General features: G+C 69.7%; 21 protein-coding genes. 15 read left to right on the top strand and 6 right to left on the bottom strand.

The window, feature by feature from the left end; translation table 11 throughout:
- Positions 1 to 35 precede the first annotated feature (35 nt).
- The gene (locus tag UYS_RS0210500) at positions 36 to 1,004 is read right to left on the bottom strand and encodes a metal ABC transporter solute-binding protein, Zn/Mn family (protein WP_026068486.1); all 969 of its coding nucleotides are present in this window, start codon (positions 1,002 to 1,004) and stop codon (positions 36 to 38) included.
- A gap of 176 nt (positions 1,005 to 1,180) precedes the next feature.
- On the opposite strand from UYS_RS0210500, the gene UYS_RS0210495 reads away from it, so the two are divergent.
- On the top strand, positions 1,181 to 1,729 hold the full coding sequence (locus UYS_RS0210495) for a PRC-barrel domain-containing protein (protein WP_016855464.1): 549 nt from the start codon (positions 1,181 to 1,183) through the stop codon (positions 1,727 to 1,729).
- A gap of 60 nt (positions 1,730 to 1,789) precedes the next feature.
- Here UYS_RS0210495 and UYS_RS0210490 read toward each other — a convergent pair whose 3' ends face one another.
- The 5 genes from UYS_RS0210490 to UYS_RS0210470 all read right to left on the bottom strand — a co-directional run bounded on the left by UYS_RS0210490 (position 1,790) and on the right by UYS_RS0210470 (position 7,917).
- Entirely contained in the window at positions 1,790 to 2,578 is a 789-nt protein-coding gene (locus UYS_RS0210490) for an ABC transporter ATP-binding protein (protein ID WP_016855463.1), read from the bottom strand.
- Positions 2,575 to 3,678: a FecCD family ABC transporter permease gene (locus tag UYS_RS0210485; protein WP_016855462.1), complete on the bottom strand. Its 1,104-nt coding sequence runs from the start codon at positions 3,676 to 3,678 to the stop codon at positions 2,575 to 2,577. The genes UYS_RS0210490 and UYS_RS0210485 overlap by 4 nt, the downstream gene beginning before the upstream one ends.
- Positions 3,679 to 3,691: 13 nt before the next feature.
- Positions 3,692 to 4,660, bottom strand: coding sequence for a FecCD family ABC transporter permease (locus UYS_RS0210480; protein ID WP_016855461.1), 969 nt, complete (start codon positions 4,658 to 4,660; stop codon positions 3,692 to 3,694).
- A gap of 59 nt (positions 4,661 to 4,719) precedes the next feature.
- Entirely contained in the window at positions 4,720 to 5,658 is a 939-nt protein-coding gene (locus tag UYS_RS0210475; protein ID WP_016855460.1) for an ABC transporter substrate-binding protein, read from the bottom strand.
- Positions 5,659 to 5,961: 303 nt separating this feature from the next.
- Positions 5,962 to 7,917 carry a ligand-gated channel protein gene (locus UYS_RS0210470; protein WP_016855459.1) on the bottom strand — a complete coding sequence of 652 codons (1,956 nt, stop codon included), beginning with the start codon at positions 7,915 to 7,917 and terminating at the stop codon, positions 5,962 to 5,964.
- Between the two features lie 225 nt (positions 7,918 to 8,142).
- Between UYS_RS0210470 and UYS_RS0210465 the strand changes: the two genes are divergently transcribed.
- The 14 genes from UYS_RS0210465 to UYS_RS0210400 all read left to right on the top strand — a co-directional run bounded on the left by UYS_RS0210465 (position 8,143) and on the right by UYS_RS0210400 (position 25,606).
- Positions 8,143 to 9,069 carry a LysR family transcriptional regulator gene (locus tag UYS_RS0210465; protein WP_016855458.1) on the top strand — a complete coding sequence of 309 codons (927 nt, stop codon included), beginning with the start codon at positions 8,143 to 8,145 and terminating at the stop codon, positions 9,067 to 9,069.
- A 69-nt stretch (positions 9,070 to 9,138) separates the two neighbouring features.
- The gene (locus UYS_RS0210460; RefSeq protein ID WP_016855457.1) at positions 9,139 to 9,354 is read left to right on the top strand and encodes a DUF1656 domain-containing protein; all 216 of its coding nucleotides are present in this window, start codon (positions 9,139 to 9,141) and stop codon (positions 9,352 to 9,354) included.
- A 2-nt stretch (positions 9,355 to 9,356) separates the two neighbouring features.
- A complete protein-coding gene (locus tag UYS_RS0210455) occupies positions 9,357 to 10,229 on the top strand; it encodes an efflux RND transporter periplasmic adaptor subunit (RefSeq protein ID WP_016855456.1) in 873 nt (290 codons plus the stop codon).
- Positions 10,230 to 10,235: 6 nt separating this feature from the next.
- On the top strand, positions 10,236 to 12,293 hold the full coding sequence (locus tag UYS_RS0210450) for an FUSC family protein (RefSeq protein WP_016855455.1): 2,058 nt from the start codon (positions 10,236 to 10,238) through the stop codon (positions 12,291 to 12,293).
- Between the two features lie 58 nt (positions 12,294 to 12,351).
- Positions 12,352 to 13,227 carry an AEC family transporter gene (locus tag UYS_RS0210445; RefSeq protein WP_016855454.1) on the top strand — a complete coding sequence of 292 codons (876 nt, stop codon included), beginning with the start codon at positions 12,352 to 12,354 and terminating at the stop codon, positions 13,225 to 13,227.
- A gap of 63 nt (positions 13,228 to 13,290) precedes the next feature.
- Positions 13,291 to 14,478 (top strand): PQQ-dependent sugar dehydrogenase, encoded by a 1,188-nt coding sequence (locus tag UYS_RS0210440; protein WP_016855453.1) that lies wholly within the window; start codon positions 13,291 to 13,293, stop codon positions 14,476 to 14,478.
- 325 nt (positions 14,479 to 14,803) lie between these two features.
- Positions 14,804 to 16,006 carry a quaternary amine ABC transporter ATP-binding protein gene (locus UYS_RS0210435; RefSeq protein WP_016855452.1) on the top strand — a complete coding sequence of 401 codons (1,203 nt, stop codon included), beginning with the start codon at positions 14,804 to 14,806 and terminating at the stop codon, positions 16,004 to 16,006.
- Positions 16,006 to 16,845 (top strand): ABC transporter permease, encoded by an 840-nt coding sequence (locus UYS_RS0210430; protein WP_016855451.1) that lies wholly within the window; start codon positions 16,006 to 16,008, stop codon positions 16,843 to 16,845. The genes UYS_RS0210435 and UYS_RS0210430 overlap by 1 nt, the downstream gene beginning before the upstream one ends.
- Before the next feature lie 82 nt (positions 16,846 to 16,927).
- The gene (locus UYS_RS0210425; RefSeq protein ID WP_026068484.1) at positions 16,928 to 17,788 is read left to right on the top strand and encodes a glycine betaine ABC transporter substrate-binding protein; all 861 of its coding nucleotides are present in this window, start codon (positions 16,928 to 16,930) and stop codon (positions 17,786 to 17,788) included.
- Between the two features lie 326 nt (positions 17,789 to 18,114).
- Entirely contained in the window at positions 18,115 to 18,537 is a 423-nt protein-coding gene (locus UYS_RS0210420; RefSeq protein ID WP_016855449.1) for a universal stress protein, read from the top strand.
- Positions 18,538 to 18,578: 41 nt separating this feature from the next.
- Positions 18,579 to 20,237, top strand: coding sequence for a BCCT family transporter (locus tag UYS_RS0210415; RefSeq protein WP_016855448.1), 1,659 nt, complete (start codon positions 18,579 to 18,581; stop codon positions 20,235 to 20,237).
- A 517-nt stretch (positions 20,238 to 20,754) separates the two neighbouring features.
- Positions 20,755 to 22,101, top strand: coding sequence for a UDP-glucose dehydrogenase family protein (locus UYS_RS0210410; protein ID WP_016855447.1), 1,347 nt, complete (start codon positions 20,755 to 20,757; stop codon positions 22,099 to 22,101).
- A gap of 9 nt (positions 22,102 to 22,110) precedes the next feature.
- On the top strand, positions 22,111 to 24,030 hold the full coding sequence (locus UYS_RS0210405; protein ID WP_016855446.1) for a glycosyltransferase: 1,920 nt from the start codon (positions 22,111 to 22,113) through the stop codon (positions 24,028 to 24,030).
- 46 nt (positions 24,031 to 24,076) lie between these two features.
- Entirely contained in the window at positions 24,077 to 25,606 is a 1,530-nt protein-coding gene (locus UYS_RS0210400) for a PilZ domain-containing protein (protein WP_016855445.1), read from the top strand.
- The last annotated feature ends 53 nt before the right edge of the window (positions 25,607 to 25,659 follow it).

The following is a 25,659-nucleotide window of genomic DNA, read 5'->3' as shown; positions in this document are numbered from 1 at the left end:
TTCTGATGCGTGGGATGCGTGGCGGGACGGACGGATCAGGCCTCGGGGATCTCCCAGCGGGCGGCCCAGTCGGCCAGCGCCTCGGGCAGCGGTGCCGGCGTGCCGCCCAGCGCCTCGACGATGTGCCGGGTGTTGGCATGGAGCATGCCGATGTAGGTGCCCTCGGCGGTCCCCGCCTCGCCCATGGCGTCGGCATACAGCTGGGCGCCGACCGTCACCGCCTGGCCGCGTTGGCGGGCGGCGTCGATCACCGCCTGGACGGTGCGGGGATTGATGGTGCTCTCGACGAACACCGCCGGCACCGCGCGCTCGACCACCGCGTCCGCCATGGCGCGGATATCGGCCACGCCGGTCTCGGTCTCGGTGCTGATGCCCTGGATGCCGGCGACCTCGATGCCGTAGGCGCGGCCGTAGTAGTGGAAGGCGTCATGGGCGGTCACCAGGATGCGCTGCGCCTCGGGAATGGAGGCCACGCTCGCCGCGATCCAGTCGTGCAGGGCGGCGAGCTCGCGGCCATAGGCCTCGGCGTTGGCCCGCATCGTCGCCGCGCACTCGGGGCGTGCCTCGGCGAAGGTCTCGGCCAGCACCGGCAGGGTCTGCGCCCACAGCGACACGTCCATCCACAGGTGAGGATCGATGCCGTAGGCATCCTGCACCCGGATCAGCGCGTCTTCGCCGATGGCGGCCGGCGAGACCGCCACGGTGGGCGTGATCTCGGCGAAGCGTTCCAGCACGTCGCCGAGCCGGCCCTCCAGCGCATAGCCGGAATAGAGGATGGTCTCGGCACGCTGCAGGATCGCCACGTCCCGGGCGCTGGCCTGGAACAGGTGCGGGTCCACCCCCGGCCCCATCAGCGCCGTGACCTCGACGCACTCGCCACCGACCCGCTCGGCGACGTCGCCGAGCATGCCGATGGTCACCACCGTCTCCAGCGGCTCCGCGGCCTGCGCCGGTCCGCTCCCCAGGACCATGGCGAGCCCCATGGTCATCCATCGCATCCGCATCGTCGATCCTCCCGGTCAGCCGCTCCCGCAGATATAACACCCCGGCCACGACCGGGTAAAAGTGCTTGTCTCACACATTGTTACACAACGAGTTGAAACTCATGGACATCAGACGACACTAATGGGTGTCGTCGACACATGACGACGCGATGGACACCGACTCAAGGAGAGACGCCATGACCCGCGATTCCCTTCGCCAGACGAGCATCACCGCCGCCCTGCTCGCCGCCGGCCTGACCGTCAGTGCCACCGCATCGGCCGCCCCTCAGGGCCTGTACTCCGCCGATGAGCTGCTCGATGCCGACGTCTACACCCAGGCGGATTCCGAGCGGTCGATCGGCGAGGTGGAAGACGTGCTGCTGGACGACGACATGCGCCTGCGCGCCCTGGTGATCGACTCCGGCAGCCTGCTCGACCTCAACGAGAAGCAGTACGTGGTCGAGGCCGACCAGTTCAAGGTCGAGACCCATCACGGCGAGCGCATCGAGGACATCGAATACCGCGTCACCCTGAGCCTCGACGCCGCCAGCCTGCGCGACCAGCCCGAATACACCGACGGCTGGTGGAACGAGGCCCGCGAGAGCATGCGCAGCGCCTGGGCCGACACCCAGGAAGGCGCGGCCAGCGCCTGGGAAACCACCCAGGAAGGCGCGTCCAACGCCCTGGATCGCATCGGCCAGGCCCTGCAGAGCGCCGGCGAGAGCGCCCAGAAGGCCGCCGAATAACCCGACTCGGCGACACTTCACCACTCCCACGCGCCCCGGCCCTGCCGGGGCGCGTCGCGTTCAGGCCCGGCGCAGGTCGGTCAGGATCGGCGTGCCGGTGGCCGGATCGGGCACCAGGGTGCAGGTCACGCCGTAGAGCTCGTGCACCAGCGCCTCGGTGACCACCTCGGCGGGCGCCCCCTGGGCGACGATGCGCCCGTCGCGCATGGCCACCAGGTGATCGGCATAGCGGCAGGCGCTGGCCAGGTCGTGCAGCACCAGCGCCAGGGTGCGGCCGTCGGCCGCCAGGCGCCTGACCAGCTCGAAGACCTCCAGCTGGTGGCCCAGGTCCAGCGCCGAGGTCGGCTCGTCGAGCAGCAGCAGCGGCGTCTGCTGGGCGATGGTCATGGCGATCCAGGCGCGCTGGCGCTGGCCGCCGGAGAGCGCCTCCAGCGGCCGGTCGGCCAGGGCCTCCAGCCCCGCCGCGGCCACCGCCTCCTCCACCGCGCGCCGGTCGTCGCCGGACCACTGGCGCAGCCAGCCCTGGTGGGGCTGGCGGCCGAAGCGGATCAGGTCGCCCACGGTCAGCCCCTCCGGCGCCGTGGCCTCCTGGGGCAGCAGCGCCAGTCGTCGGGCCAGCTCCCGGGGCGGCAGGCGCTGGATGTCCTGGCCATCGAGCAGCACCGCGCCCGAGTCCGGCGCGTGCAGCCGCGCCAGCCCGGCCAGCAGGGTCGACTTGCCGCAGCCGTTGGGGCCGACGATGGCGGTCACCCGGCCCGGCGGCAGCTCGACCGCCAGGTCCTCGATGATCGCGGTGCGACCGTGGCTCAGGCTCAGCGCCTCGACCTGCAGGCGTTGCGGGGCGTTCATGAGACTCTCCTATGGGTGGGACGCATCAGGATCCACAGCAGCCAGGGGCCGCCGACCACGGCGGTGACGATGCCCACCGGCAGTTCGATGGGGGCCAGCAGCAGCCGGCCGGTCAGGTCGGCCAGCACCATCACCAGGGCCCCGGCCAGGGCCGAGGCGGTCAGCGGCACGCCCCGCGAGGTAGACAGCGAGCGGGCGATCTCCGGGCCGATCAGCCCGACCATGCCCACCGGCCCGGCCACCGCCACCGCGAGCGCGGTGAGCAGCACCGAGAGCCCGAGGATCTGGGCGCGCCGGCGACGCAGCCCGACGCCGAGCCCGCGGGCCACGGCGTCGCTGAAGCGCATCAGCGACAGCGGCCGGGCCAGCGCCATGGCCAGCGGCCAGCCGAGCGCCAGGCCGATGCCCAGCACCGCGACGGCGCCGCCCGGGCGCGCGTTCAGGGTGCCCACCGTCCACGGGTAGGCCTGGTTGGCGGTGTCGATATCGACCCGGGCCAGCAGCAGCTGGGTGACGGCGCCGAACACCGCGCCGACGCCGATGCCGGCGACGATGAAGCGATAGCCGCGGGTATCGCCGCCGCTGGCCACGCCGAAGGTCACGGCCGCCGCGGTGGCCGCGCCGACCAGCGCCATGGCCGGCGGTGCCAGCGACACGCCGAGCCCCACGACGGAGGCCACGGCGAAGGCGGTGGCGCCGTTGTCGATGCCGATGATGCCGGGGGTGGCCAGGCGGTTGCGGGCCAGGGTCTGCATCAGGCAGCCGGCCAGCGCGAAGGCGGCGCCGGTCAGCCAGGCCGCCAGCAGCCGCGGGAAGCGCAGCTCCCGCACCAGGAAGCCGGCCAGCGGGTCGCCCTCGCCCTTGAGCGCCGCCCAGGCGCCGGCGGGCGACAGCACCTGCTGGCCCAGGCACAGGTAGGCCAGCGAGGACGCCGTCAGCAGCCCCAGCAGCAGCAGAGAGACGATCAGCGCGCGGCGCTCGATCAGCAGATGGCGCTCGCCCCAGGCCAGGCGCCAGTAGCCCGGCGGCGGCGCGACGCGGCGTGGGGCATCGGCGCGGGCAGGCATCGGCAGGGGCTCGGACATCAGGGTCTCGGACATGACGGTCTCCGGCTCACAGGGTCGGCAGTCGACGGGCGCGCACCACGGCGACCAGCACCGGGGCGCCGACCAGGGCGGTGAGCACGCCCAGCGGCAGCTCCGACGGCGCCACCACACGCCGCGAGACCACGTCGGCGGCGAGCACCATCAGCGGGCCCAGCGGCAGGCACAGCCACAGGGTGCGGCGAATGTCGGGGCCGGCCAGGGCGCGGGCCGCGAAGGGCACCACCAGGCCGACGAAGGCGATCGGCCCGGCGATGGCGGTGGCGGCGCCGACCAGCAGCGCCACCGCGATCACCACCAGCGCACGCACCCGGCCGGGGCGATGGCCGAGGCCCGAGGCGACCCGCTCGCCCAGCGCCAGCGCCGCCAGGGGCCGGGCGATCAGCGCGGTGACGACCAGCGCCAGGCCCAGGCTCGGCAGCACGGCGGCGAGGTCATCGAGGCGGCGTCCGGCCAGGCTGCCGACCACCCAGAAGCGGATCTCGTCGGCGGTGCGCTGATCGAACAGCAGCAGCAGCGAGGTCAGCGAGGCCAGCAGCGCCGAGAAGGCGGCCCCGGCCAGCACCAGGCGCACCGGGTCGTCGCCCGGGCCGCGCAGGCGTGCCACGCTCATCACCGCGAGGCAGCCGCCCAGGGCACCGACCTGGGCCACGGCCACGCGCAGGGTCGCCGCGCTGGCGCCCAGCCACAGCGCCACGGCCACGGCGAAGGCGGCCCCGGCGCTGACGCCCAGCAGCCCGGGCTCGGCCAGCGGGTTGCGCGATACGGCCTGCAACAGCGCGCCGGCCACGCCCAGAGACAGCCCCACGGCGATGCCGATCAGGGTGCGCGGCAGACGCAGGGTCTCGACCACGAACCGCGCCTCGCTGTCGCCGTGGCCGGCGAGCACCGCCAGGGCGCGGGCCGGACCGACCTCGCCGGCGCCCCACAGCAGGCTGGCCAGCACCGCCAGCGCCAGCAGGCCGGACAGCATCGGCATGACACGGGAAAGCCCCGCCGATGGGCGGGGCTCGATGTTGACGGAGGCGGCCTTCGACATCAGGGCACGAGCGCCGCTTCGATGTCGTCGAGGATGGCCTCGGCGGCCAGCGGGCCGTTGGCGCTGGTCCACAGCTGGCCGTCCACCGGCACCACCCGGCCGTTGTCGACCACCGGCAGGCGGGCGAAGGCCGGGGAATCCTTGGCCGCGGCCAGGGCCTCGTCGCCCTCCTCGTTGAGGGTGGCCAGGAACAGCCAGTCGCCCTGCAGCCTTGACAGGTTCTCCAGGCTCAGCGGGTCGCTGTGCACGCCATGACCGTTGACCAGGTCGCCGGAGGCGACGTCCAGGCCGACGGCCTCGAGCAGGCCGCTGGCGAACAGCCGGTCGGACATCACCAGCGGGCCCTGGGGCATCCAGCGCACCAGGTTGGCGGTGGCGCCGACCTCGGCCGCGTCCACGCGCTCGGCCAGCTCGGCGGCCCGACTCTCGACGCCCTCGATGGCCGCGTTCACCGCGTCCTCGCGGCCCAGGGCCTCGCCGAACTGGCGCCCCTCGACCTTCCACGCCTCGGGGGTGATGCCCGGGCTCTGCGGCACCACGGTGGGGGCGATCTTCGACAGCAGCGCGTACTGGGCATCGGCGAGGCTCGGGCCGGCCAGGATCAGGTCCGGGCGCTCGCCGACCACCGCCTCCATGTTGATCTCGCGCACCACGCCGACGATCGCCGGGCGCTGATCGCCGAGATGCGGCGCGATGTAGCGGGCCACGTCGTCGCCGCCGCGGGTGGTCACCGCGCCCACCGGCATCACGCCGGCGGCCAGGGCGGCATCCAGGGCGCCTTCATAGAGGGTGACCACGCGCTCGGGGGCGTCCGGCACCTCGATCTCGCCGTGGGCGGTGTCCAGGGTACGCGCCTGGGCCGGGGTGACCGCGGCGGCAATGGCCGCCACCAGGCAGGCGCCGATCAGGGTCGACGCCCTGGGCAGGGAAACTGACATGGAAGCTCCTCGACTCGCCGGGCACCCGTGCGCCCGGCCATGCGAATATTTGCCAATGATAATGAATCTCAAACCGGTTCTCACCCCCGCTCGGCGCAACGTCGCGTTCGATGTTACGCAACGCGACGTTGCGGGAGCGCAGGAACCGGGGCCAGAGGCTGTTCGCCCAGCCGGGCATGAACGCTCGCCGGAGAGGTCCACGGGCCGGGCGACAGCACCGTCACGTCGATCGCCTCCCGCCCCGCGCGGCCAGCGCCGCGCGGCGGCCGGCGACCAGGACCGGAGCCAGCGATAAGCGGGCGATCAGAACGCGACGTTGATGCCCAGCCACAGGCGACGGCCATCCTCGACGTAGCCGTACTCTTCCTCGGTGATGTCCTCGTCGAACAGGTTGTAGAGGCCGGCGTTGAGGGTGGTCTGCGGCGTCAGCTGATAGCCGAGGCCGGCGTCCACGAAGGTGTAGGACGGCGCGACGATGGCATCCTGGGACGGACCGGTGGTGGGCTGGCTCTCCTCGCCGCGATAGGTCAGGCGGGTCCACTGGTTCAGGCGCTCGGTGGCCTGCCATTCCAGCGATGCCGAGACCTGGTGCTTGGGCAGCTGGTTGAGCGGCTCGCCCTCGTACTCGCCGCTCTTCTGCTCGGAGTCGGTGTAGGTGTAGCTGGTGCTCAGGTCCAGATGGTCGGCCAGCGGCGTGGACAGGGAGAACTCGACGCCCTGGGTGACCGCCTCATCGACGTTGACCCGGTAGGTCGGATCGGAACCGTAGTCGTTGGCGCCGTCGGTGCATACGGACGTCGGGCAGTTGATGCGGGTGATCTTGTCGTCGAAGTCGGTGTGGAAGACGGTCAGGCCGGCCATCAGGCCGTTGTCGCCGGCATAATGCAGGCCCAGTTCCTGACTGAGCGAGGTTTCCGCCTCCAGATCCGGGTTGCCGTAGATGTTGCCGCCGCGGCTGACCTGGACCCAGCCGGGGCTGGTGTAGCGCAGGTCCGGCGCGCGGAAGCCGGAGGAGACACCGCCCTTCAGCGTCCAACGGTCGTCGAGGTGCCAGACGCCATACAGGCGCGGCGACCAGTGGCTGCCGTAGTCCTCGTCCTCGTTGAGGCGCACGCCGCCGGTCAGCGAGAAGTCCTCGGTCAGCATCCATTCGTCCTCGGCGTACAGCGCCCAGCGATAGCGGGTCAGCTCGCTCAAATCGGACGTCTCGGACTGGTTGCCGCCGTCCTCCAGGCGCTGATCCTCGTACTGGCCGCCCAGGGTCAAGATATGGGCGCCCAGCGGCAGCACCGCCTTGGTGTCGGCCACGGTGCTCTGGTAGCTGTTGTCGCGGGAGGGGTTGTCGATCTCCTCGTGCTGCACGTAGCTGGTGGTGGTGCCGACGTCGAAGTAGCCGTCGTGGCTCAGCGCGAAGTGGCGGCGATCGTACTCCTGCTCGGAGCGCTCGTTCGGCCCACGAGACCCCACCAGCTCGACGGACTCACCGGGATTGGTAATCCGGCGCTGCTCGCTGTAGCCCGCCTCGAGGCCGATCTCGTGGATGTCGTCCGGCGTCCAGCTCAGCTTGGCGGTGCCGCTGGCCAGGCGCTGGTCGGCGTAGCCGCCGATGATGGCGTCCTCGTCGCGCTGGTCGTACTGGCCGTAGACCTGCAGGCCGAGACGGTCTCCGATCAGCGGCCCGGCGACATGGAAGCGGCTGTTGTGCTCGTCGCCGGAGGCGGAGTCTTCCTGGATCGTCATGCTGGTGGAGACCTCACCGCCCCACTCCTGCGGCACCTTGCGGGTGATCACGTTGATCACGCCGCCCAGGGCATCGGAGCCGTACAGCGACGACATCGGGCCGCGGATCACCTCGATGCGCTCGATGGCCGACAGCGGCGGCATCCAGCCCTGCTCGATGCCCGGGCCGTCGCTGTTGGGGCGGGTTTCCCGCGAGCCCTGACGCTTGCCGTCGACCAGCATCAGGGTGTACTTGGCGCCCATGCCGCGGATGCTGATGTCCTGGGACGACCCGCCGCCGGTGACGGTCACGCCCGGCACGTTGCGCAGCGCATCGGTGATGTCTCGGTAGGCGCGGCCTTCCAGGTCCTCACGGCTGATCACGCTGATCGAGGCCGGGGCATCCTGCACCTGCTGCTCGTAACCGGCGGCGGTGACCACGACATCGTCAAGCTCGGCCGTTTCCTGCGCGACGGCGGGGGAGGCCGCCAGGCCGGCGATCAGCGAGGCAAGGACGGTGCGAGAAGAGGGGAACGACATGTGTGGCGACTCCTGAAGATCCCACCGGCCTCATCCGGGCCGGCTATAGTTAATGCGAATTTTTATTATTCACATTCTTCCACATTCGCTCGCTCGCGTCATGGCACGGCGCGTTGCGTGACACGCAACGCGATCACGATCCTCACCGATCACAACAACGAGAATGATTTTCAACCAGCGTATTGCTACGATGGGCCTTCCGTTAGCACCCTACGGCTCAACACCATGCACGATGCCGATGAACTGCTCGCCTTCGCCGACGTCATGGACAGCGGCAGCCTCACCCTGAGCGCCCGCCGGCTGGGCGTGGCGAAATCGACCCTGAGCCGCCGCCTCCAGCAGCTGGAAGCGCGGCTCGGCCAGCCGCTGATGCGGCGCCAGTCGAACCGGCTGGAACCCACCGAGGCCGGACGCGTCTTCCACGACTACTGCCTGCGGCTGATCGCGCTGGCCGACAAGGGCCGCCAGGCCCTGGACGAGCTGCGCGAGGAGATCAGCGGCGAGCTGACGCTGGAGGTCCACGAGGGCCTGTCGCGCACCTGGGTGGCGCCCGCCCTCGACGCGTTCATGGCCCGCCATCCCGCGCTGAAGCTGAACCTGCTGACCCGCGACCAGCTGCCGGGCCAGGCCGCCTGCCATTCGGTGGTGGTGTGGTACGGCGAGACCGGCGAGACCGCCCTGCGCCAGGAGACGGTGGCCCGGCTGCCGCGCGGGCTCTATGCCCATCCCGACTACCTCGCCCGCCACGGCACGCCGTCCCATCCCCGCGACCTGGACGGCCACGCCTGGATCGACCTGCTCGGCGAGGCCGAACGCGGCCTGGTGCTGCGCCATCCGCGCGAGGGCGAACACGACGTCTGCCCGCCCGGCTCGCGGCTGCGCGTCGATCGCCTGCTGCTGCACTCCGACGCCATCGCCCGCGGCCACGGCCTGGGCGTGCTGCCGGTGTGGATGGCCGAGCGCCGCCGGGCGGCTCATCCGGACCAGCTGGTGCGCTGCCTGCCCGACTGGCAGGCCTCGGCGATGCCGGTGAGCCTGCTCTACCCTCACGGCCACCGGCCTCGCAAGGTCACGGCGCTGCTCGAGTTCCTGCGCGGCGCCTGCCCCGCCGACTGGGCCACCGCCCCCGAGGCCGCCCCGGCGGAGGCCTGAACCGCCCGCCGTGCCTGTTGCGACGGCGATTGCTAGAATGGAGCCCTTAACGACGCTCAAGGAGCGAGCATGGGACTTCGCGAAATCGCCGTCGGCGGCCTCTATCTCTCTCCCCTGCTGCTGTATGCCCTGCTCGGCTTCGGGGCCACGCTGCTGATCCGCGCGGTGCTCTATCGGCTGCTGGGCGCGAACCGCCTGTGGTTCGAGGCCTGGTTCGACACCGCCCTGTTCGTGATCTGCACCGCCGTCATCGCCTACCTCTCTTCCGCCACCGGGAACGCCTGAACATGCGCACCCTGCTACGCAGCCTCGTCACCCTGGTCGTCGTCGCCATCGCCATCGCCGCCGGCCTGTGGCTGTGGCACTACTACCTCTATACGCCCTGGACCCGCGACGGCCGCGTGCGCGCCGAGGTGATCACCGTCGCCCCGGACGTCTCCGGTCGCGTGGTGGCGCTGACGGTGGGCGACAACCAGCGCGTCGACGAGGGCGAGACGCTGTTCCAGATCGATCGCGCGCGCTACGAGACGGCGGTGAACCGGGCCGAGGCGGTGGTGGCCCAGCGCCAGGCCGAGCTTCAGCAGAGCCAGGACGAGGCCTCGCGGCGCAACCGCCTGAGCCGTCAGGCGATCAGCGCCGAGGGCCAGGAGACGGCTCGTATCAACCGCCAGGTGGCCAGCGCCACCCTCGACCAGGCCAAGAGCGACCTGGCCAGCGCCCGGCTCGACCTCGAACGCACCACGGTGTCGGCGCCGGCGGCGGGCCACGTGCTCAACCTGCAGCTCAGCGAGGGCAACTACGTCAGCGACGGCGAAGAGGTGATGGCGCTGATCAAGGAGGGCTCCTACTTCGTCACCGGCTACTTCGAGGAAACCAAGACCCCGCAGTTCTCGGTCGGCGACCCGGCGCGGGTGATCCTGATGAGCGGCGACACCGAGCTGGAGGGCCACGTGGAGAGCATCGGCCGCGCCATCGCCGACCCCAACACCGACCCCAACAGCCAGCTGCTGCCCCAGGTGGACCCCACCTTCAGCTGGGTGCGGCTGGCCCAGCGCATTCCGGTGCGCATCGCACTGGACGAGATTCCCGAGGGGACGACCCTGAGCGCCGGCATGACGGCCTCGGTGTATGTGGAGCCGAACGTCGAGCCGACGGAGTAACGGCGCATGTCCCTCTGGCTGCAGGCCTATCTCACGCCGAGTTCCGATGCGGTCAAGTTCGCCGCCAAGGCCACCCTGGCCATGCTGCTGGCGCTCTATGCGGCGCTGTGGTGCGACCTGGAGCGGCCCTACTGGGCGCTGATCTCGGCGGCCTTCCTGCAGGTCCGCCCGATGAGCGGCATGGTGGTCGAGAAGGGGCTCAGCCAGATCAGCGGCACCCTGGTCGGCTGCGGCGCCGGCATCGCCATCATGAGCCTGTTCGCCCAGGCGCCCATCCCGGCGCTGGCCGCCCTGACGCTGTGGATCATGTTCTGCACCTACGGCAGTTCGCTGCTGCGCAACAACGCCTCCTACGGCTGCATCATGGGCGCCGTCACGGCCATGCTGATCGTGGTGATCGGCGCCGGCCAGCCCGACGGCATCTTCTCCATCGCCGTGGCACGGCTCTCCGAGCTGTCGCTGGGTGCGCTGTGCGCCACCCTGGTCAGCGCGCTGCTGTGGCCGATCAAGGTCGGCGACCATCTCGGCCGACAGGCCGACGACGTGGTCAACCAGGCCTTCCGCCACGCCGCCCTGCGGCTGACCGACAGCGACGATCTCGACGAGCTGCAGGGCACCCTGACCCACAGCCTGGAGCCGCTCACCCAGCTCGAGACCGACAGCCAGGCCGCCCGCTACGAGGGCCCGGAAGGGCCGGGCCGGATCCGCGCCAGCCACGTGCTGACCCGCCGCACCCTGCGCCTGCTGGCCACCCTGCACGCCCTGCAGCAGATCCTGCATCACTACGGCGAGCGCATCTCGCCGACCATCCACCGGCTGGCCGAGGAGCTCGCCGACGGCTTTCGCGAGTCGGCGGAGGTCAGCGGCATCGCCCCGGCCCAGCGACGCCTTCACGCCCTGCGTCACCGGGTCAAGGACTGCCCCGACGACGACGGGACGCCCCTCGAGCAGCGCTGCCTGCTGGGCCTGCGCGAGGCGCTGGGCCACGCCGTGGTGATGCTCGACGCCCGCGATGCCATCAGCCACCCGGGGCGCATGCGGCTGCGAGGCGCGGCGCTGGCCTGGCATCGCGACCACCTGGTGGCCGGCCTCAACGCCGTGCGCGCGGGCCTGGTCTTCTCCCTGCTCGCCGCCTTCTGGCTGGCCACCAGCTGGGACAACGGCCAGGTCGCGATGCTGCTCGGCACCCTGTTCTCGGCCTTCTTCGCCACCCGCGACAACCCGGTGATGGTGTGCATGATGTTCGCCAAGGGCATGCTGGCGGCGATTCCCAGCGCCTTCCTGTTCGGCCACGTGCTGCTGGCCCAGGCCAGCGGTTTCCCGATGCTGGCGATGATCCTGATGCCGCCGCTGTTCCTCGGCCTGCTGGGCGCGGCCAACCCGCGCCTGATGGGCTACTGCCTGGCCTTCACCATCGGCAACATCCTGCTGACCATGCCCGACAACGGCATGGACTTCTCCTTCGACAGCTTCATCAACCGCGCCATCGCGGTGATGATCGGGATGTCCGCGGTGGTGACCGGCTTCCGACTGCTGCCCGGCTTCGGCTCGCGGCTGCGCAAGCGCCGGCTGGTGGGCGCCATCGTCGGCGACCTGCGCCGCCTGACCTCGCCGCCGATCCACGAGGCGGAGGCACGCTTCGTCGGCGGCATGGCCGACCGTCTGCTGCACCTGGCCAGGCATGACGACGTGCTGCCCGAAGACCAGCGCCATCTCTTTACCCTGGGCCTGACCGGGCTCGACATCGGCTATGCCTGCCTGCAGATGCGCCGCCGGCTGGACGACCTGCCGGACGAGGCCCTGCACCGCGCCAAGCGCAACTTCTTCGATGCCCTGGCCCAGGCCTACGCCGACAGCGCCAGGGGCCGCTCGCCCGACGCGGTGGCCCCGGCCGGCGAGGCGCTGGTCGAGGCCGCCCGCCACCAGCCGGCACTGAGCGAGCGCCAGCGGGCCCAGCTCGCCGGCCTGGCGCAGCGTCTCGAGCTGTCGCTGGAACGCCAGGCACAGCGAGCCCGCGCCCTTCAAGGCCTCTCGCCGCCCCCGGCGCAGGCGGAAGTGGCATGAGTCACGCCCCGCCGCCACGGCTTTACCCGCTCATTTCCCTCAGCCAAGGAGACGCTGCATGTTCGCCGAACTCTTCGCCGTGATGGCGCCGGTCATCGCCGGTGCCGGTCTGGGCTTCGGCTGGGTTCGGCTCGGCCACGACTACCCCGTGGCCTTCGTCACCCGCCTGGTGTTCAACATCGGCACCCCGGCGCTGGTGCTCGCCTCGCTGGCCGGCGCCGAGATCGACGCCGACAGCTTCGGACGCACCATGCTGGCCACCGCCCTGGTGCTGACCGCCATGGGCGCCGCCACCCTGGTCTCCGCGCGCCTGCTGCGTCGCGACTGGCGGGTGCTGCTGGCGCCGATGATGTACCCCAACACCGGCAACATGGGCCTGCCGGTGGTGCTCTATGCCTTCGGCGAGGCCGGCTTCGCCTTCGGCATCACGGTGATGGTCACGGTCTCGCTGTTCCAGTTCACCCTCGGCACGATGATGACCAGCCGCGGCAATCCGCTGAAGTCGCTGGCCAAGACGCCCACGGTCTACGCCATCCTGATCGCCCTGGCGCTGCTGCTCACCGACACCGACCTGCCACCGTGGATCGCCAACAGCGTGGACCTGATCTCGGGCTTCACGGTGCCGCTGATGCTGATCACCCTCGGGGTGTCGCTGGCCCATATCCAGGTCAGGAACCTGCGCTCGGGGCTCGGCTTCTGCCTGCTGCGCATGCCGCTGGCCGCCGGCCTGGCCTGGGGCATCGGCGCGCTGCTGAACCTGCCGCCCATGGCCCATGCCATCCTGGTGCTGCAGATGAGCATGCCGGTGGCGGTGTTCAACTATCTGTTCGCCCAGAAGGCCCGCCGCGAGCCGGAATACGTGGCCAGCCTGGTGTTCTGCTCGACCCTGCTGTCGCTGATCTACCTGCCGCTGCTGCTGGCCTGGCTGATGTAGCCCCGGGCCGGCGACCGTGGACACCGCCTATACTGGAGGCCGCCCCGTCCACGGAGCCGGCCCATGATCCCTCCCTCGCGTTTCCCGTTCGCCTGCCGCCTGCCGAGCGCGGCGCTGCTCGGCCTGCTGCTGAGCGCCATGGCCCACGCCGAGCCGGCCCCGTCCCGGCTGGTTGATACCCAGCGCCTGACGATGTGCCTGACGCCGCTGGTCGGCGGCCTCGACCATCCCTGGGGCCTGACCCAGCTGCCCGACGGCCGGCTGCTGGTGGGCGAACGCCCCGGCCGCCTGAGCCGGCTCGAGGCGGATGGCACCCTGACCCGGCTGGCGGGCCTGCCCGAGGTCTCGGCCCGCGGCCAGGGCGGGCTGCTCGACCTGGCCCTGCATCCCCGCTTCGGCGACGACGGCGGCGAGCACGACTGGCTCTACTTCACCTGGAGCCGGCCGGAGCCCGGCGGCGACGCCACCGCGCTGTCCCGGGCGCGTCTCGAGGGCGACCGGCTGACCGACGTGCAGCGGCTCTTCGTCCAGAACCGCGGCGCCGGCCCGGGGCGACACTACGGCTCGCGGCTGGCCTGGCGCCCCGACGGCACCCTGCTGATGAGCGTCGGCGAACGCGGCAGCCCGCCGCGCGCCCAGGACGGCGGCGACCACGCCGGCAGCATGCTGCGCCTCACCGAGACCGGCGGCGCGCCGGCCGACAATCCCTTCGTCGACGATCCCGAGGTGCTGGACGAGATCTTCAGCCTCGGCCACCGCAATCCCCAGGGGCTGACCGTCGCCGACGACGGCACGGCCTGGTCCACCGAGCACGGCCCGCGCACCGGCGACGAACTCAATCGCCTGGTGCCGGGTGCCAACTATGGCTGGCCGGAGGTCTCCCGCGGCCGCGACTACGTCACCTTCCTGCCGGTCGGCGAGGACAGCGCCCCGGGCATGCGCGACCCGGTGCATGTCTTCGAGGGCCGCTTCGCCCCATCGGGCCTGACCCTGGTGACCTCGCCGGCCTTCGCCCCCTGGCGGGGTGATCTGCTGGCCGGCGGGCTGCGCGGCGAGGCGCTGCTGCGGTTGCGCCTCGCGGGCGACAGGGTGATCGAACGCGAGAGAGTGCTCGAGGGAGAGCTCGGCCGCATCCGTACCGTGCGGCAAGGCAACCATGGCCACATTTACCTGCTGGTCGATGCCGCTGAGGGTGGCCTGTGGCGTCTTTCCCCTACGACAGCCCGAGCCGCCGCAGCCTGCGCCGAATGAGGACTCACCGCCGGCCCACCCGGCCCGGACGGGGGCGCCCGACGAGAATTCAACGCGCCCGCGCGTTACCCAACGGCCGCGTTGATAACAACCTTCGACCCCCATCACTCGCGCTCGGCACCATCGTTGTGGCCCTGCGAGGCGACGATGACCTTTATTTAGGCGACATTCGGCACCATTCGAACTTTGTTGGATTCAACGCTACGGTATTGCGTTTTATTTCGCGTCAACGCAGCCGGCTGGCATGCTGGCGTCAGGCTTCATCACAACCACTCGCCCACCCCTGCCGTTCAACGCAGGCACGGGCGTCGACCAAGGTTCGCCAATGAGTGACAACCGAAACGTCAAGATTCGGGTCCGCAACCTCAGCAAGGTCTTCGGCAACCAGCCGAAGAAGGCGCTGGAACTGCGCGACCAGGGGCTGAAGCGTCCCGAGATCCTCGACAAGACCGGCCAGACCCTGGGCCTGTCGAACATCGACTTCGATGTCTACGAAGGGGAACTGCTGGTGATCATGGGGCTGTCCGGCTCCGGCAAGTCGACCCTGATCCGCTGCCTCAACCGCCTGATCGACCCGACCGAGGGCGAGATCGTCATCGACGGGCAGAACATCCCGAGCCTCAAGGAGAAGGAGCTGCTGGAATGCCGCCGCCGCCACTTCTCCATGGTGTTCCAGAACTTCGCCCTCTTCCCCCACCGCACCGTGCAGCAGAACGCCGAGTTCGGCCTGGAGATCCGCGGCATCGATGCCGGCGAACGTCGCGAGACCGCCCGCAACGCCCTCAAGCAGGTCGGCCTGGACGGCTGGGAAGACGCTTTTCCCCGCCAGCTGTCCGGCGGCATGCAGCAGCGCGTCGGCCTGGCTCGGGCGCTGGCCAACGACGCCAGCGTGCTGCTGATGGACGAGGCCTTCTCGGCCCTCGACCCGCTGATCCGCGGCGACATGCAGCAGGAGCTGCTGCAGCTCCAGCACCGCATGAAGAAGACCACCGTCTTCATTACCCACGACCTCGACGAGGCCCTGAGCATCGGCGATCGCATCGTGCTGCTCAAGGACGGCGAGGTGGTGCAGATCGGCACCCCGGAGGAGATCCTCACCGCCCCCGCCGACGACTATGTCCGCCGCTTCATCGAGGGCGTCGACAAGTCGCGCATCCTCAGCGCCGAGAGCGCCATGCGCAAGGTGCGCTCCACGGTGCGCGACACCGATGGCCCGCGCACCGCGCTGCGCAAGATGCGTGACCACAGCCTCGATTCCATCTACATCCTCGACCGCGACCGCCGCCTGGTCGGCCTGATCGACGCCGATGGCGCCAGCCAGGCGCTGGAGGATGGCAAGCAGACCGTCACCGAGGTGATGACCCAGGACTTCCGCAAGGTCACCCGCGAGGAGCCGCTGCACAACCTGTTCGCCATGTTCAGCGAGAACCGCTTCCCGATCGCCGTGGTAGACGACGACCAGGTGCTGCAGGGCGTGGTCGTGAAAGGCGCCGTCCTCGATGAACTCGCACAGGCAGGAGACCACTGATGGCTATCGAATTTCCGCGCATGCCGCTGGGCGACTGGATCGAGAACGGCCTCAACTGGCTGACCAGCGAGTACTCCGCCGTGACCCGCGGCATCTCGCGCATCACCCAGACCGGCATCGATGGGCTCAACGATGCCCTGATGTGGTTGCCCGACTGGTCGCTGCTGGTGATCATCGCCGGCCTGTGCTGGTGGCTCGCCAACGTGCGTCTGGCCATCGGCGCGGCCGCCGGCCTGGCACTGATCTGGAACCTCGGGCTCTGGGACCCGATGATCGAGACCCTGACCCTGGTGGTGATCGCCACCCTGGTGGCGGTGATCATCGCCCTGCCGGTGGGCATCGCCGCGGCGCTCTCCGAGCGGCTCTATCGGACGATCATGCCGGTGCTGGACTTCATGCAGACCATGCCGGCCTTCGTCTACCTGATCCCGGCCATCCCGTTCTTCGGCATCGGCTCGGTCTCGGCGATCTTCGCCACCGTGATCTTCTCCATGCCGCCGGCGATCCGCTTCACCACCCTGGGGATCCGCCAGGTCCCCACCGAGCTCGTGGAGGCCGCCGACGCCTACGGTGCCACCCGTGGCCAGAAGCTGTTCAAGGTCCAGCTGCCGCTGTCGCTGCCCACGGTGATGGCCGGCATCAACCAGACCATCATGCTGGCGCTGTCGATGGTGGTCATCGCCGCCATGATCGGCGCCGACGGCCTCGGCAGCGAGGTCTGGCGCGCCATTCAACGCCTGCGTCCGGGGGATGGCTTCGAGGCCGGCATCGCCGTGGTGATCCTGGCCATGCTGCTCGACCGCCTCACCCAATCGCTGCGCAAACGCGGCAAGGCCTGATGATCGGCCGTTGAACGACCGCCGGTTGAATCCGGCGGTGTGTCTCAGCATGCTCGTGAACACATTCCGAAGGAGAATCATTATGCCTAAGCAACCGATGCGCATCGCTGGCCTGGCCCTCATCGCCGGCGCCAGCCTGACCGCGGCGACGGCCCAGGCCCAGGACAAGGGCAGCGTTCACCTGGCCTACGTCGAATGGGCCTCGGAAGTCGCCTCCACCAACGTGGTGCGCGCCGTGCTGGAGCAGGCCGGCTACGAGGTCGAGATGACCTCGCTGTCCGCCGCCGCCATGTGGCAATCGGTCGCCACCGGCGATGCCGACAGCATCGTCGCCGCCTGGCTGCCGACCACCCACGCCGACTACCTCGAGCGGGTCAGCGATCAGGTCGACGATCTGGGTCCGAACCTCGACGGTACCAAGCTCGGCCTGGTAGTGCCCGCCGATAGCGACATGAACTCCATCGCCGACCTGAACGACCATGCCGATGCGCTGGGCGGCAAGATCACCGGCATCGATCCGGGCGCCGGCCTGATGAGCCTCACCGAGGACGTCATCGACGCCTACGAGCTGGACCTCGACCTGCAGAGCGGCAGCGGCGCCACCATGACCGCGGCCCTGCAGACCGCCATTGCCAACGACGAGCCGATCGTGGTGACCAGCTGGACGCCGCACTGGATGTTCGCCCGCTGGGACCTCAAGTACCTCGAGGACCCCCAGGACGTCTATGGCGGCGCCGAGCAGATCCATACCATCGCGCGCGACGGCCTCGAGGAAGACATGCCGGGCGCCTACGCCATCCTGGACGCCTTCGAGTGGACGCCCGAGCAGATGGGCGAAGTCATGCTCATGAACCAGGAGGAAGACTCCGACCCCTACGAGAACGCCAAGCAGTGGGTCGAGGACAACCAGGACCTGGTGCAGGAGTGGCTGCCGCAGTCGTGATGGCGGCCGCATGACCGCCAGGGGGAGGTGTCTCACGGGGCACCTCCCCCTTGCGTGTCGGGCGCCGGCGTCAACGGCGCGAGCGCACACGGAACCGGACGCGTCGCAGATTGCCGGTTATCAGTCCTATTCTATTTGATTAGAATCCCCTGTCCGATCGCGCCCCGCGCCATCGGATGACCACGACAATGACAACAAGGGCAACGCCTCCCCGGACGACGCCGATGACCGTGCCGCGGCCGTTGAAAGCGCGGCACGCTCGAATCGCCGTCCAACGGCCACACTGAGCGTGTGAGCGCGGACGCAACCCAACAAGGAGCGCAGGCATGTTCAAGAAGATCCTGGTGCCGGTGGACCTGGCACACCCCGATGTGTTCGAACCATCGCTGAAGGTCGTCGCCGATCAGGCCCGGCATTACAATGCCGAGGTCTGCTACGTGGCGATCATCGCCAATACCCCGGGCAGCGTGGCCCGAACCCCGGACGAGTACCAGCAGAAGCTGGAGGCCTTCGCCCAGGAGCGCGCCCAGGTGCACGGCCAGCCGGTCAGCGCCAAGGCCATCGTCTGCCCGGACCCCATCGCCGATCTGGATGACGTGCTGGTCAAGGCGATCGACGAGCTGAGCGTCGATCTGGTGATCATGCAGACCCATCCGCCGAAACACCTGGATGTCGTGCTTCCCTCACACGGCGGCAAGATTGCCACCCATACCGACGCATCGGTGTTCCTGGTCCGCCCACAGGACTGATGCGCCCCACTCGTTCCTCGACGTCAACAAGGAGAGATCCCGTGACGAACGACAACAAAGCCCCCGAGGGGGCCGCCGGCGAGGGCATTCCCGCCCCGGAAGGTCCGGCCAACCTGATCGATACCGATTACGTGATCGGCCAGGACAACATCACCACCAACAAGTTCGGCCTCGATGTCGATCTGCACGGCAAGGTCTTCACCGTGTCGTCGCTAGTGATCCTGGTCTTCGTGATCCTGACGCTGGCCCTGCAGGCCGAGATCGAGCCGATCTTCGACGCCATCTTCAGCTTCCTGACCGGCAACCTCAGCTGGGTCTTCCTGCTCGGCGGCAACATCTTCGTGCTGGTCAGCCTCGGCATCGTGCTCTCGCCGCTGGGCAAGGTGCGCATCGGCGGTGCCAATGCCACGCCGGACTTCAGCTACGCCGGCTGGTTCGCGATGTTGTTCGCCGCCGGCATGGGCATCGGCCTGATGTTCTACGGCGTCTCCGAGCCGCTGACCCACTTCGGCACCGCCCTCGACGGCACCACCGTGGAGAACGGCGTACGCACCGACTGGGCGCCGCTGGGCGCCGCCGCCGGCGACGAGGTCGCCGCCCAGAAGCTGGGCATGGCCGCCACCATCTACCACTGGGGCCTGCACCCCTGGGGCGCCTACGCCATCGTCGGCCTGGCACTGGCGATCTTCGCCTTCAACAAGGGCCTGCCGCTGACCATGCGCTCGATCTTCTACCCGATCCTGGGTGAGCGCGTGTGGGGCTGGCCGGGACACCTGATCGACATCCTGGCGGTGTTCGCCACCCTGTTCGGTCTGGCCACCTCGCTGGGCCTGGGCGCCTCCCAGGCGGCCGCCGGCCTCAGCTACCTGTTCGACGTGCCCAACAGCAACATCACCATGGTGCTGCTGATCATGGGCATCACCGCCGTGGCGATGTGCTCGATCCTGCTGGGCGTCGACAAGGGCGTGCAGCGCCTGTCGCAGCTCAACATGGTGCTGGCCTTCCTGCTGCTGGTGTTCGTGATCATCGTTGGCCCGACCCTGCTGATCGCCACCGGCTTCTTCGAGAACCTGGTCGCCTACGCGGTCAACCTGCCGGCGCTGGCGATGCCCTTCGGCCGTGAGGACGCCAACTTCAGCCAGGGCTGGACCGCCTTCTACTGGGCCTGGTGGATCTCCTGGTCACCGTTCGTCGGCATGTTCATCGCCCGCGTCAGCCGCGGCCGCAGCGTGCGCGAGTTCCTGACCGCCGTGCTGCTGGTGCCGACCCTGGTCTCGGTGCTGTGGATGACGGCCTTCGGTGGCACCGCCATCGATCAGGTCATCTCCGACGGCTTCCAGGGCGTCCAGGACGCCGCGCTGGAGATCAAGCTGTTCGCCATGCTCGGCCAGCTGCCGCTGTCCGCCATCACCTCCTTCGTCGGCATCATCCTGGTGATCGTGTTCTTCGTGACCTCCTCGGACTCCGGTTCGCTGGTCATCGACTCGATCACCGCCGGCGGCAAGGTCGACGCGCCCAAGCCGCAGCGCATCTTCTGGGCCATCATCGAAGGCGCCATCGCCATCGCCCTGCTGCTGGGCGGCGGCCTGACGGCCCTGCAGACGGCGGCCGTCTCCACCGGCCTGCCCTTCACCATCGTGCTGCTGCTCGGCTGCTACGCGCTGGTCAAGGCACTGAGAAGCGAGCCCAAGGGCAACTGAAAGACGCCCTGATCTCGACGAGAAAGGCGGCCTTCGGGCCGCCTTTTTCGTTGCCGCGTCGGCCTCGAGCGTCACCGCCATGGCGCCGATCGGGCCGAGTGTCGATATGATGCAACACCTATACATCTTACTTGCCTAATGTAAATTTTCCCGCTCGTCGGTCGATGGCGTGCAGGCCACGCCCCGCGGGCCTCTGCGCCGTTTTCCGACGGTGCCGTCAGGGCGCGACAGCCCCCACCGGCGCCGCCTCGCGATCCCCCTCCTGCGCCGGCTGACACGATACGCTGTTGGCGTATCGCGACACTTTTCCCCTCCCGACACGCCGCAAACGAGTCGTCACACGGTGACACCTCGACCAATACCAGCATAGATATCTGATATAAAAGCTTTTTTTCCATTCCGGCCCGATGCTTGCTCCTTTACCTGGCAGATCCACGCACGTCCATGACGCTCCCTCCCCCGCCAGGGGCCTGGGACAGGACGTTCGTTTCCGACCACGACCAGGAGCAAGACGCCCATGAAGATCACCATCTTTGGTTCCGGATACGTAGGACTCGTCACCGGCGCCTGCCTCGCCGAAGTCGGCCATGAAGTGATGTGTGTCGATGTGGACGCCGACAAGGTGGCCCGTCTCAGCCAGGGCGAGGTGCCGATCTACGAGCCGGGCCTCGAGACGCTGATCCACCAGAACCTGGCCGCCGGCCGCCTGCACTTCACCAACGATGCCAAGGCCGCGGTCGAGTTCGGCCTGCTGCAGTTCATCGCCGTCGGCACGCCGTCCGACGAGGACGGCAGCGCCGACCTGCGTCACGTGCTCAAGGTCGCCGAGACCATCGCCACCCACATGACCGAGTACCGCATCATCGTCGACAAGTCGACGGTACCGGTCGGCACCGCCAGCAAGGTGGAGCGCACCGTGGCCGCCACCCTCGAGGCCCGCGGCGCGGACATCGAGTTCGACGTCTGCTCCAACCCCGAATTCCTCAAGGAAGGCGCCGCCATCGAGGACTTCTCGCGCGGCTCGCGCATCGTGGTGGGCACCGAGTCCGAACGCGTTCGCCAGGTCATGCGCGAGTGCTACGGCCCCTACAACCGCCAGCGCGACAAGCTGATGTTCATGGGCGTGCGCAGCGCCGAGCTGACCAAGTACGCCGCCAACGCCATGCTGGCCACCAAGATCAGCTTCATCAACGAGATGGCCAACCTGGCCGAGCGCCTGGGCGCCGACATCGAGGAAGTGCGTCACGGCATCGGCAGCGATCCGCGCATCGGCTACCACTTCATCTATCCGGGCTGCGGCTACGGCGGCTCCTGCTTCCCCAAGGACGTCAAGGCGCTGGCCCACACCGCCGAGGCCGCCGGCCATCCGGCCCACCTGATCAACGCCGTCGAGCAGGTCAACGCGCGCCAGAAGAGCCGCCTGTTCGAGATGCTCAGCGATGCCTTCGACGGCGATCTGGCCGGCAAGACCATCGCGCTGTGGGGCCTGGCCTTCAAGCCCAACACCGACGACATGCGCGAGGCCCCCAGCCGCGCGCTGATGGAAGCGCTGTGGCAGGCCGGCGCCCGGGTCCAGGCCCATGATCCCGAGGCCGCCGAGGAGTGCCTGCGGATCTACGGCAACCGCGAGGACCTGGATCTCACCGAGAACCGCGACGAGACCCTCGAGGGCGCCCACGCGCTGGTCATCTGCACCGAGTGGAAGGCCTTCCGCACCGTCGACTTCGGCCGCCTGCGCGAGCGCCTGATCGAGCCGGTGGTGATCGACGGCCGCAACCTGTTCTCGCCCGAGAGCGCCAAGGAGGCGGGGCTGACCTACTACGGCATCGGCCGAGGCGCCTCCGTCCGTCCCGTCGTCGCCTGAGGCCTCGCCATGTCGAAGCTCCCCGACCACACCTCCGTCGCCAGCAAGGTGACGGAGGTCACCGCCCTGCTGCTGCTGCTGGCCCTGCTGGTGCTGCTGCTCTCCGAGCTGCCGTCGGAGGTCTTCTCGCCGGCGTCGAAGAGCTTCTTCTTCGCCATCGGGGCCATCGGCGCCTGGCGCTACTCCTGGTGGTTCGTCCAGGCGCTGCGCTCGGTGTGGTACAACCGGCGCATCTTCCCGCGGCTGCGGGCCGAGGCGGACGCCGCCGGCGAGGCCGGCAAGCCCAGCGAGCTGTACGTGCTGTGCACCTCGTTCCGCATCGATGCCGACGTCAGCTATCGGGTCTACGAGGCGCTGGTGCGCGAGGTCCGGGACTACGGCGTCCCGACCACCATCTTCGCCTCGCTGGCCGACCGTACCGACGTCGACATCATCACCCACGTGATGGACGACCTCGGCTGGCCGAGCAACATCGAGCTGCGCTACATGTTCCAGAAGGGGGACGGCAAGCGCTCCGCCATGGCGGAAGTGCTGCGCGCGATCTCGCGTCGCGCCCCGGCCCCGGACGCCCTGCTGGTCTCGATGGACGGCGACATCCTGCTCGAGCCCGAGACCCTCGAGCGCTCGCTGTCGTTCTTCCGCACCAACGAGGACCTGGGCGCGCTGACCACCAACAACAGTGCCATCGTCACCGGCGGCGACGTCACCAAGGAGTGGTACGACCTGCGCTACGCCCAGCGCCACCTGGTGATGAGCTCCGGCTCGGTGTCGCGCCGGCTGCTGGTGCTGACCGGCCGCTACAGCGCCTTCCGCCTCGACCTCGCCACCCAGCCGAGCTTCATCGAGCTGGTCGAGAACGACCGCGTCGACCACTGGCGCTTCGGCAACTTCAAGTTCCTCTCGGGGGACGACAAGTCGACCTGGTACTGGCTGCTCAAGAACGGCTGGCGGATGCTCTACCTGCCGGACGTCTACGTCACCGGGTTCGAGGAGCTGCCGGACCGCCGCCGCTTCTTCAAGTCGACCACCGACCTGATGCGCCGCTGGTACGGCAACATGCTGCGCACCAGCGGCCGGGCGATCGCCCTGGGGCCGCGCCCGATGGGCATGTTCACCTGGTGGAGCCTGGTCGACCAGCGCCTGTCCATGTGGACGACCCTGATCGGCCCCACGGTGGCGATCCTGGTGACCCTGTTCGTGCGGCCCTCGTTCATCTTCGCCTACGCGCTGTGGATCCTGTTCACGCGCAGCATCTCGACGCTGATCCTGGCCTGGCAGCGCGGCCGCTTCAGCCTGCTGTGGATCCCGCTGATCTATTACAACCAGGTCTTCGGCGCCCTGCTCAAGACCTACGTCAGCTTCCGTTTCAACCGCCAGAAGTGGTCGCGCCAGGGGATCTCCGCCGGCGAGCCGGACGACCCGGCCGCGGTCAACCGCCAGCGTCGCATGGGTCACGTGCTGCACGGCGCCTTCATCGCGGTGATGCTCTACGTGCTGGTGCTGGCCACCGGGGTGCTGCAGCCGCCGGATCGCACCGCCATGGCCATCCTCCAGGGCCCCGCCGCCGAGGCCGAGGCCCAGACCGGCACGGCCAATCGCTGGATGGCGATGATCCTGGCCGACGGCTCCCCCAGCGGCAACGTCACCCTGCCGCCGGAGCGCCTGGCGCTGGACGAGGGCCTGCTGGACATCGTCGCCACCACCGAGCGCATGCGGACCGAACGCCTCACCGGCGCGCCCGGCGACGAGCCGACCACGCTCGAGATCAGCCCCGAACTGGCCCGTCATGTCCACGACGCCAGCGGCCGCCCGCTCGACGCCGGACAGCTCGCGACCTGCCACACGACCCTGGGCTGCGCCCTCGAACTCGACGGCCGCAAGGTGGCCCTCGTCGACCTGAATATCAGCGTGCAACCCGGCCGCTCCTGACCTCGCAGGACGCCGCCGGGAGGCAACCACTGGAGAGAGATACCCCATGACCGATTACTACGCCGACAATCACGATCGAAGCGAGCCCACGCTGGGCGATCAGCGCCGGGGCCAGGGCGCCGACCAGACACCCGGCGCCGGCATCGCCCACGAGCGCCGCGACGAGCGTCGCTACCTGCGCGTGAAGCGCGCCTTCCAGGTCAAGATGGACGACGGCCAGGGGTTCGACGGCGTCGACCTGTCCCAGGGCGGCTTCGCGATCCACAGCCAGCGGCCGATCCGCGAGGGCGCCCGGGTCCAGGCCTCGCTGCTGCTGCAGGCCGGCGGCGCCGAGATGACCGTCCCCGTGACCGCCGAGTGCCGGCACTGCACGGCCGGCGAGCGAGGCCACACCGCCGGCTTCGAGTTCACCGACATCAGCCCCGGCCACCAGGAGCTGCTGCGCCGCCTGATCCGCGCCAGCCTGAGCGGCCGCGAGATGGACCTGGAAGGCCTGATGGCGGGCGAGGACCCGCAGACCCCGCGCAAGCGCGGCGCCGCCGGCCAGCCGCAGCCGGCCCAGCGTCCGCCCAAGCCGCTGGGCCGCTACGTGGCGCTGTTCATGGCCATCGGCGTGCTGGGCCTGGTGGCGGCGGCCACCGCCTACCGCAACTTCATGCTGATCGAGCCGAACTTCGCCGCGGTGACCGCGCCGCGCATCGACATCCGTGCCCCGGGTCCAGGCATCCTCCAGGCCCATGACCTCAAGGCCGGCGACCGGGTCGAACGCGACGCGAAGCTGACCAGCGTCAAGAACGTCGACCTCGAGTCGGACCTGATCCTGGCCCAGGCCGCCCAGAGCTACAACAGCCAGCTGATCGAGAACCTGCAGAACAACATCGATGGCGGAGCCAATCAGGTCAGCCTGGCCAACTCCGCCAAGCCGGCCAACGGCGAGTCGGTGAGCTTCGAGACGGTCTCGCCGGAGATCGCCCGGGCGCGCATCGACCAGTTCGAGACCGCCCGCGACTTCCAGAGCTCGCGGATCACCGCGCTGGAGGCCCGCCAGTCCCAGAACGAGGTCTACAGCCCCTGCAACTGCCTGGTGGCCTGGGCGCTGAGCAGCTCCGACGGCACCTACATCAACGAGAGCGAGCGCATCATGACGCTCATCCGCACCGGCGACAACGACATCATGGTCGAGGCGCTGGTGCACATGGATGACATCGATCGCATCGGCCCGGACCAGCAGGCCTACATCTCGCTGCCCAACACCGCCGGCCCGATCAGCGCCCGGGTGCGCAGCGTGGCGCTGGACATCGAGCGCCAGCCGCGTGCCGGCTTCCCCAGCTGGGTGCGTCAGCAGCAGAACGTGGCCAGCGTGCTGCTGGTGCCCGAAGAGCCGCTGCCGGCCGACGCCGTCGGCACCCCGGTGGACGTGCGCTTCACCGAGACCCCGCTGGTCGGCAGCGCCGCCGAATGGGTCTGGCAGGGCGCCCGCTCGGTCGCCCAGCTGGTCGACGGCCTGGTCGACGGCGTCACCGGCGCCAACGACGACGAGGCGCCGCTCGCCGACGGCGAACGCCAGGCGAGCTGATCCCGAGCGCCCTATCACGAGGACATCCCGGCCGCCCGCGCGGCGGCCTCCGA

Source organism: Halomonas smyrnensis AAD6, assembly GCF_000265245.1.
GTDB classification, from domain to species: domain Bacteria; phylum Pseudomonadota; class Gammaproteobacteria; order Pseudomonadales; family Halomonadaceae; genus Halomonas; species Halomonas smyrnensis.
This window is presented reverse-complemented; position numbering and strand designations above follow the sequence as displayed.

What these genes read in the sequence shown, in the direction of transcription:
- UYS_RS0210500 (WP_026068486.1), bottom strand. Translation starts at nt 1,004, where the DNA reads ATGCGGATGCGATGGATGACCATGGGGCTCGCCATGGTCCTGGGGAGC.
- UYS_RS0210495 (WP_016855464.1), top strand. Translation starts at nt 1,181, where the DNA reads ATGACCCGCGATTCCCTTCGCCAGACGAGCATCACCGCCGCCCTGCTC.
- UYS_RS0210490 (WP_016855463.1), bottom strand. Translation starts at nt 2,578, where the DNA reads ATGAACGCCCCGCAACGCCTGCAGGTCGAGGCGCTGAGCCTGAGCCAC.
- UYS_RS0210485 (WP_016855462.1), bottom strand. Translation starts at nt 3,678, where the DNA reads ATGTCCGAGACCCTGATGTCCGAGCCCCTGCCGATGCCTGCCCGCGCC.
- UYS_RS0210480 (WP_016855461.1), bottom strand. Translation starts at nt 4,660, where the DNA reads ATGCCGATGCTGTCCGGCCTGCTGGCGCTGGCGGTGCTGGCCAGCCTG.
- UYS_RS0210475 (WP_016855460.1), bottom strand. Translation starts at nt 5,658, where the DNA reads ATGTCAGTTTCCCTGCCCAGGGCGTCGACCCTGATCGGCGCCTGCCTG.
- UYS_RS0210470 (WP_016855459.1), bottom strand. Translation starts at nt 7,917, where the DNA reads ATGTCGTTCCCCTCTTCTCGCACCGTCCTTGCCTCGCTGATCGCCGGC.
- UYS_RS0210465 (WP_016855458.1), top strand. Translation starts at nt 8,143, where the DNA reads ATGCACGATGCCGATGAACTGCTCGCCTTCGCCGACGTCATGGACAGC.
- UYS_RS0210460 (WP_016855457.1), top strand. Translation starts at nt 9,139, where the DNA reads ATGGGACTTCGCGAAATCGCCGTCGGCGGCCTCTATCTCTCTCCCCTG.
- UYS_RS0210455 (WP_016855456.1), top strand. Translation starts at nt 9,357, where the DNA reads ATGCGCACCCTGCTACGCAGCCTCGTCACCCTGGTCGTCGTCGCCATC.
- UYS_RS0210450 (WP_016855455.1), top strand. Translation starts at nt 10,236, where the DNA reads ATGTCCCTCTGGCTGCAGGCCTATCTCACGCCGAGTTCCGATGCGGTC.
- UYS_RS0210445 (WP_016855454.1), top strand. Translation starts at nt 12,352, where the DNA reads ATGTTCGCCGAACTCTTCGCCGTGATGGCGCCGGTCATCGCCGGTGCC.
- UYS_RS0210440 (WP_016855453.1), top strand. Translation starts at nt 13,291, where the DNA reads ATGATCCCTCCCTCGCGTTTCCCGTTCGCCTGCCGCCTGCCGAGCGCG.
- UYS_RS0210435 (WP_016855452.1), top strand. Translation starts at nt 14,804, where the DNA reads ATGAGTGACAACCGAAACGTCAAGATTCGGGTCCGCAACCTCAGCAAG.
- UYS_RS0210430 (WP_016855451.1), top strand. Translation starts at nt 16,006, where the DNA reads ATGGCTATCGAATTTCCGCGCATGCCGCTGGGCGACTGGATCGAGAAC.
- UYS_RS0210425 (WP_026068484.1), top strand. Translation starts at nt 16,928, where the DNA reads ATGCCTAAGCAACCGATGCGCATCGCTGGCCTGGCCCTCATCGCCGGC.
- UYS_RS0210420 (WP_016855449.1), top strand. Translation starts at nt 18,115, where the DNA reads ATGTTCAAGAAGATCCTGGTGCCGGTGGACCTGGCACACCCCGATGTG.
- UYS_RS0210410 (WP_016855447.1), top strand. Translation starts at nt 20,755, where the DNA reads ATGAAGATCACCATCTTTGGTTCCGGATACGTAGGACTCGTCACCGGC.
- UYS_RS0210405 (WP_016855446.1), top strand. Translation starts at nt 22,111, where the DNA reads ATGTCGAAGCTCCCCGACCACACCTCCGTCGCCAGCAAGGTGACGGAG.
- UYS_RS0210400 (WP_016855445.1), top strand. Translation starts at nt 24,077, where the DNA reads ATGACCGATTACTACGCCGACAATCACGATCGAAGCGAGCCCACGCTG.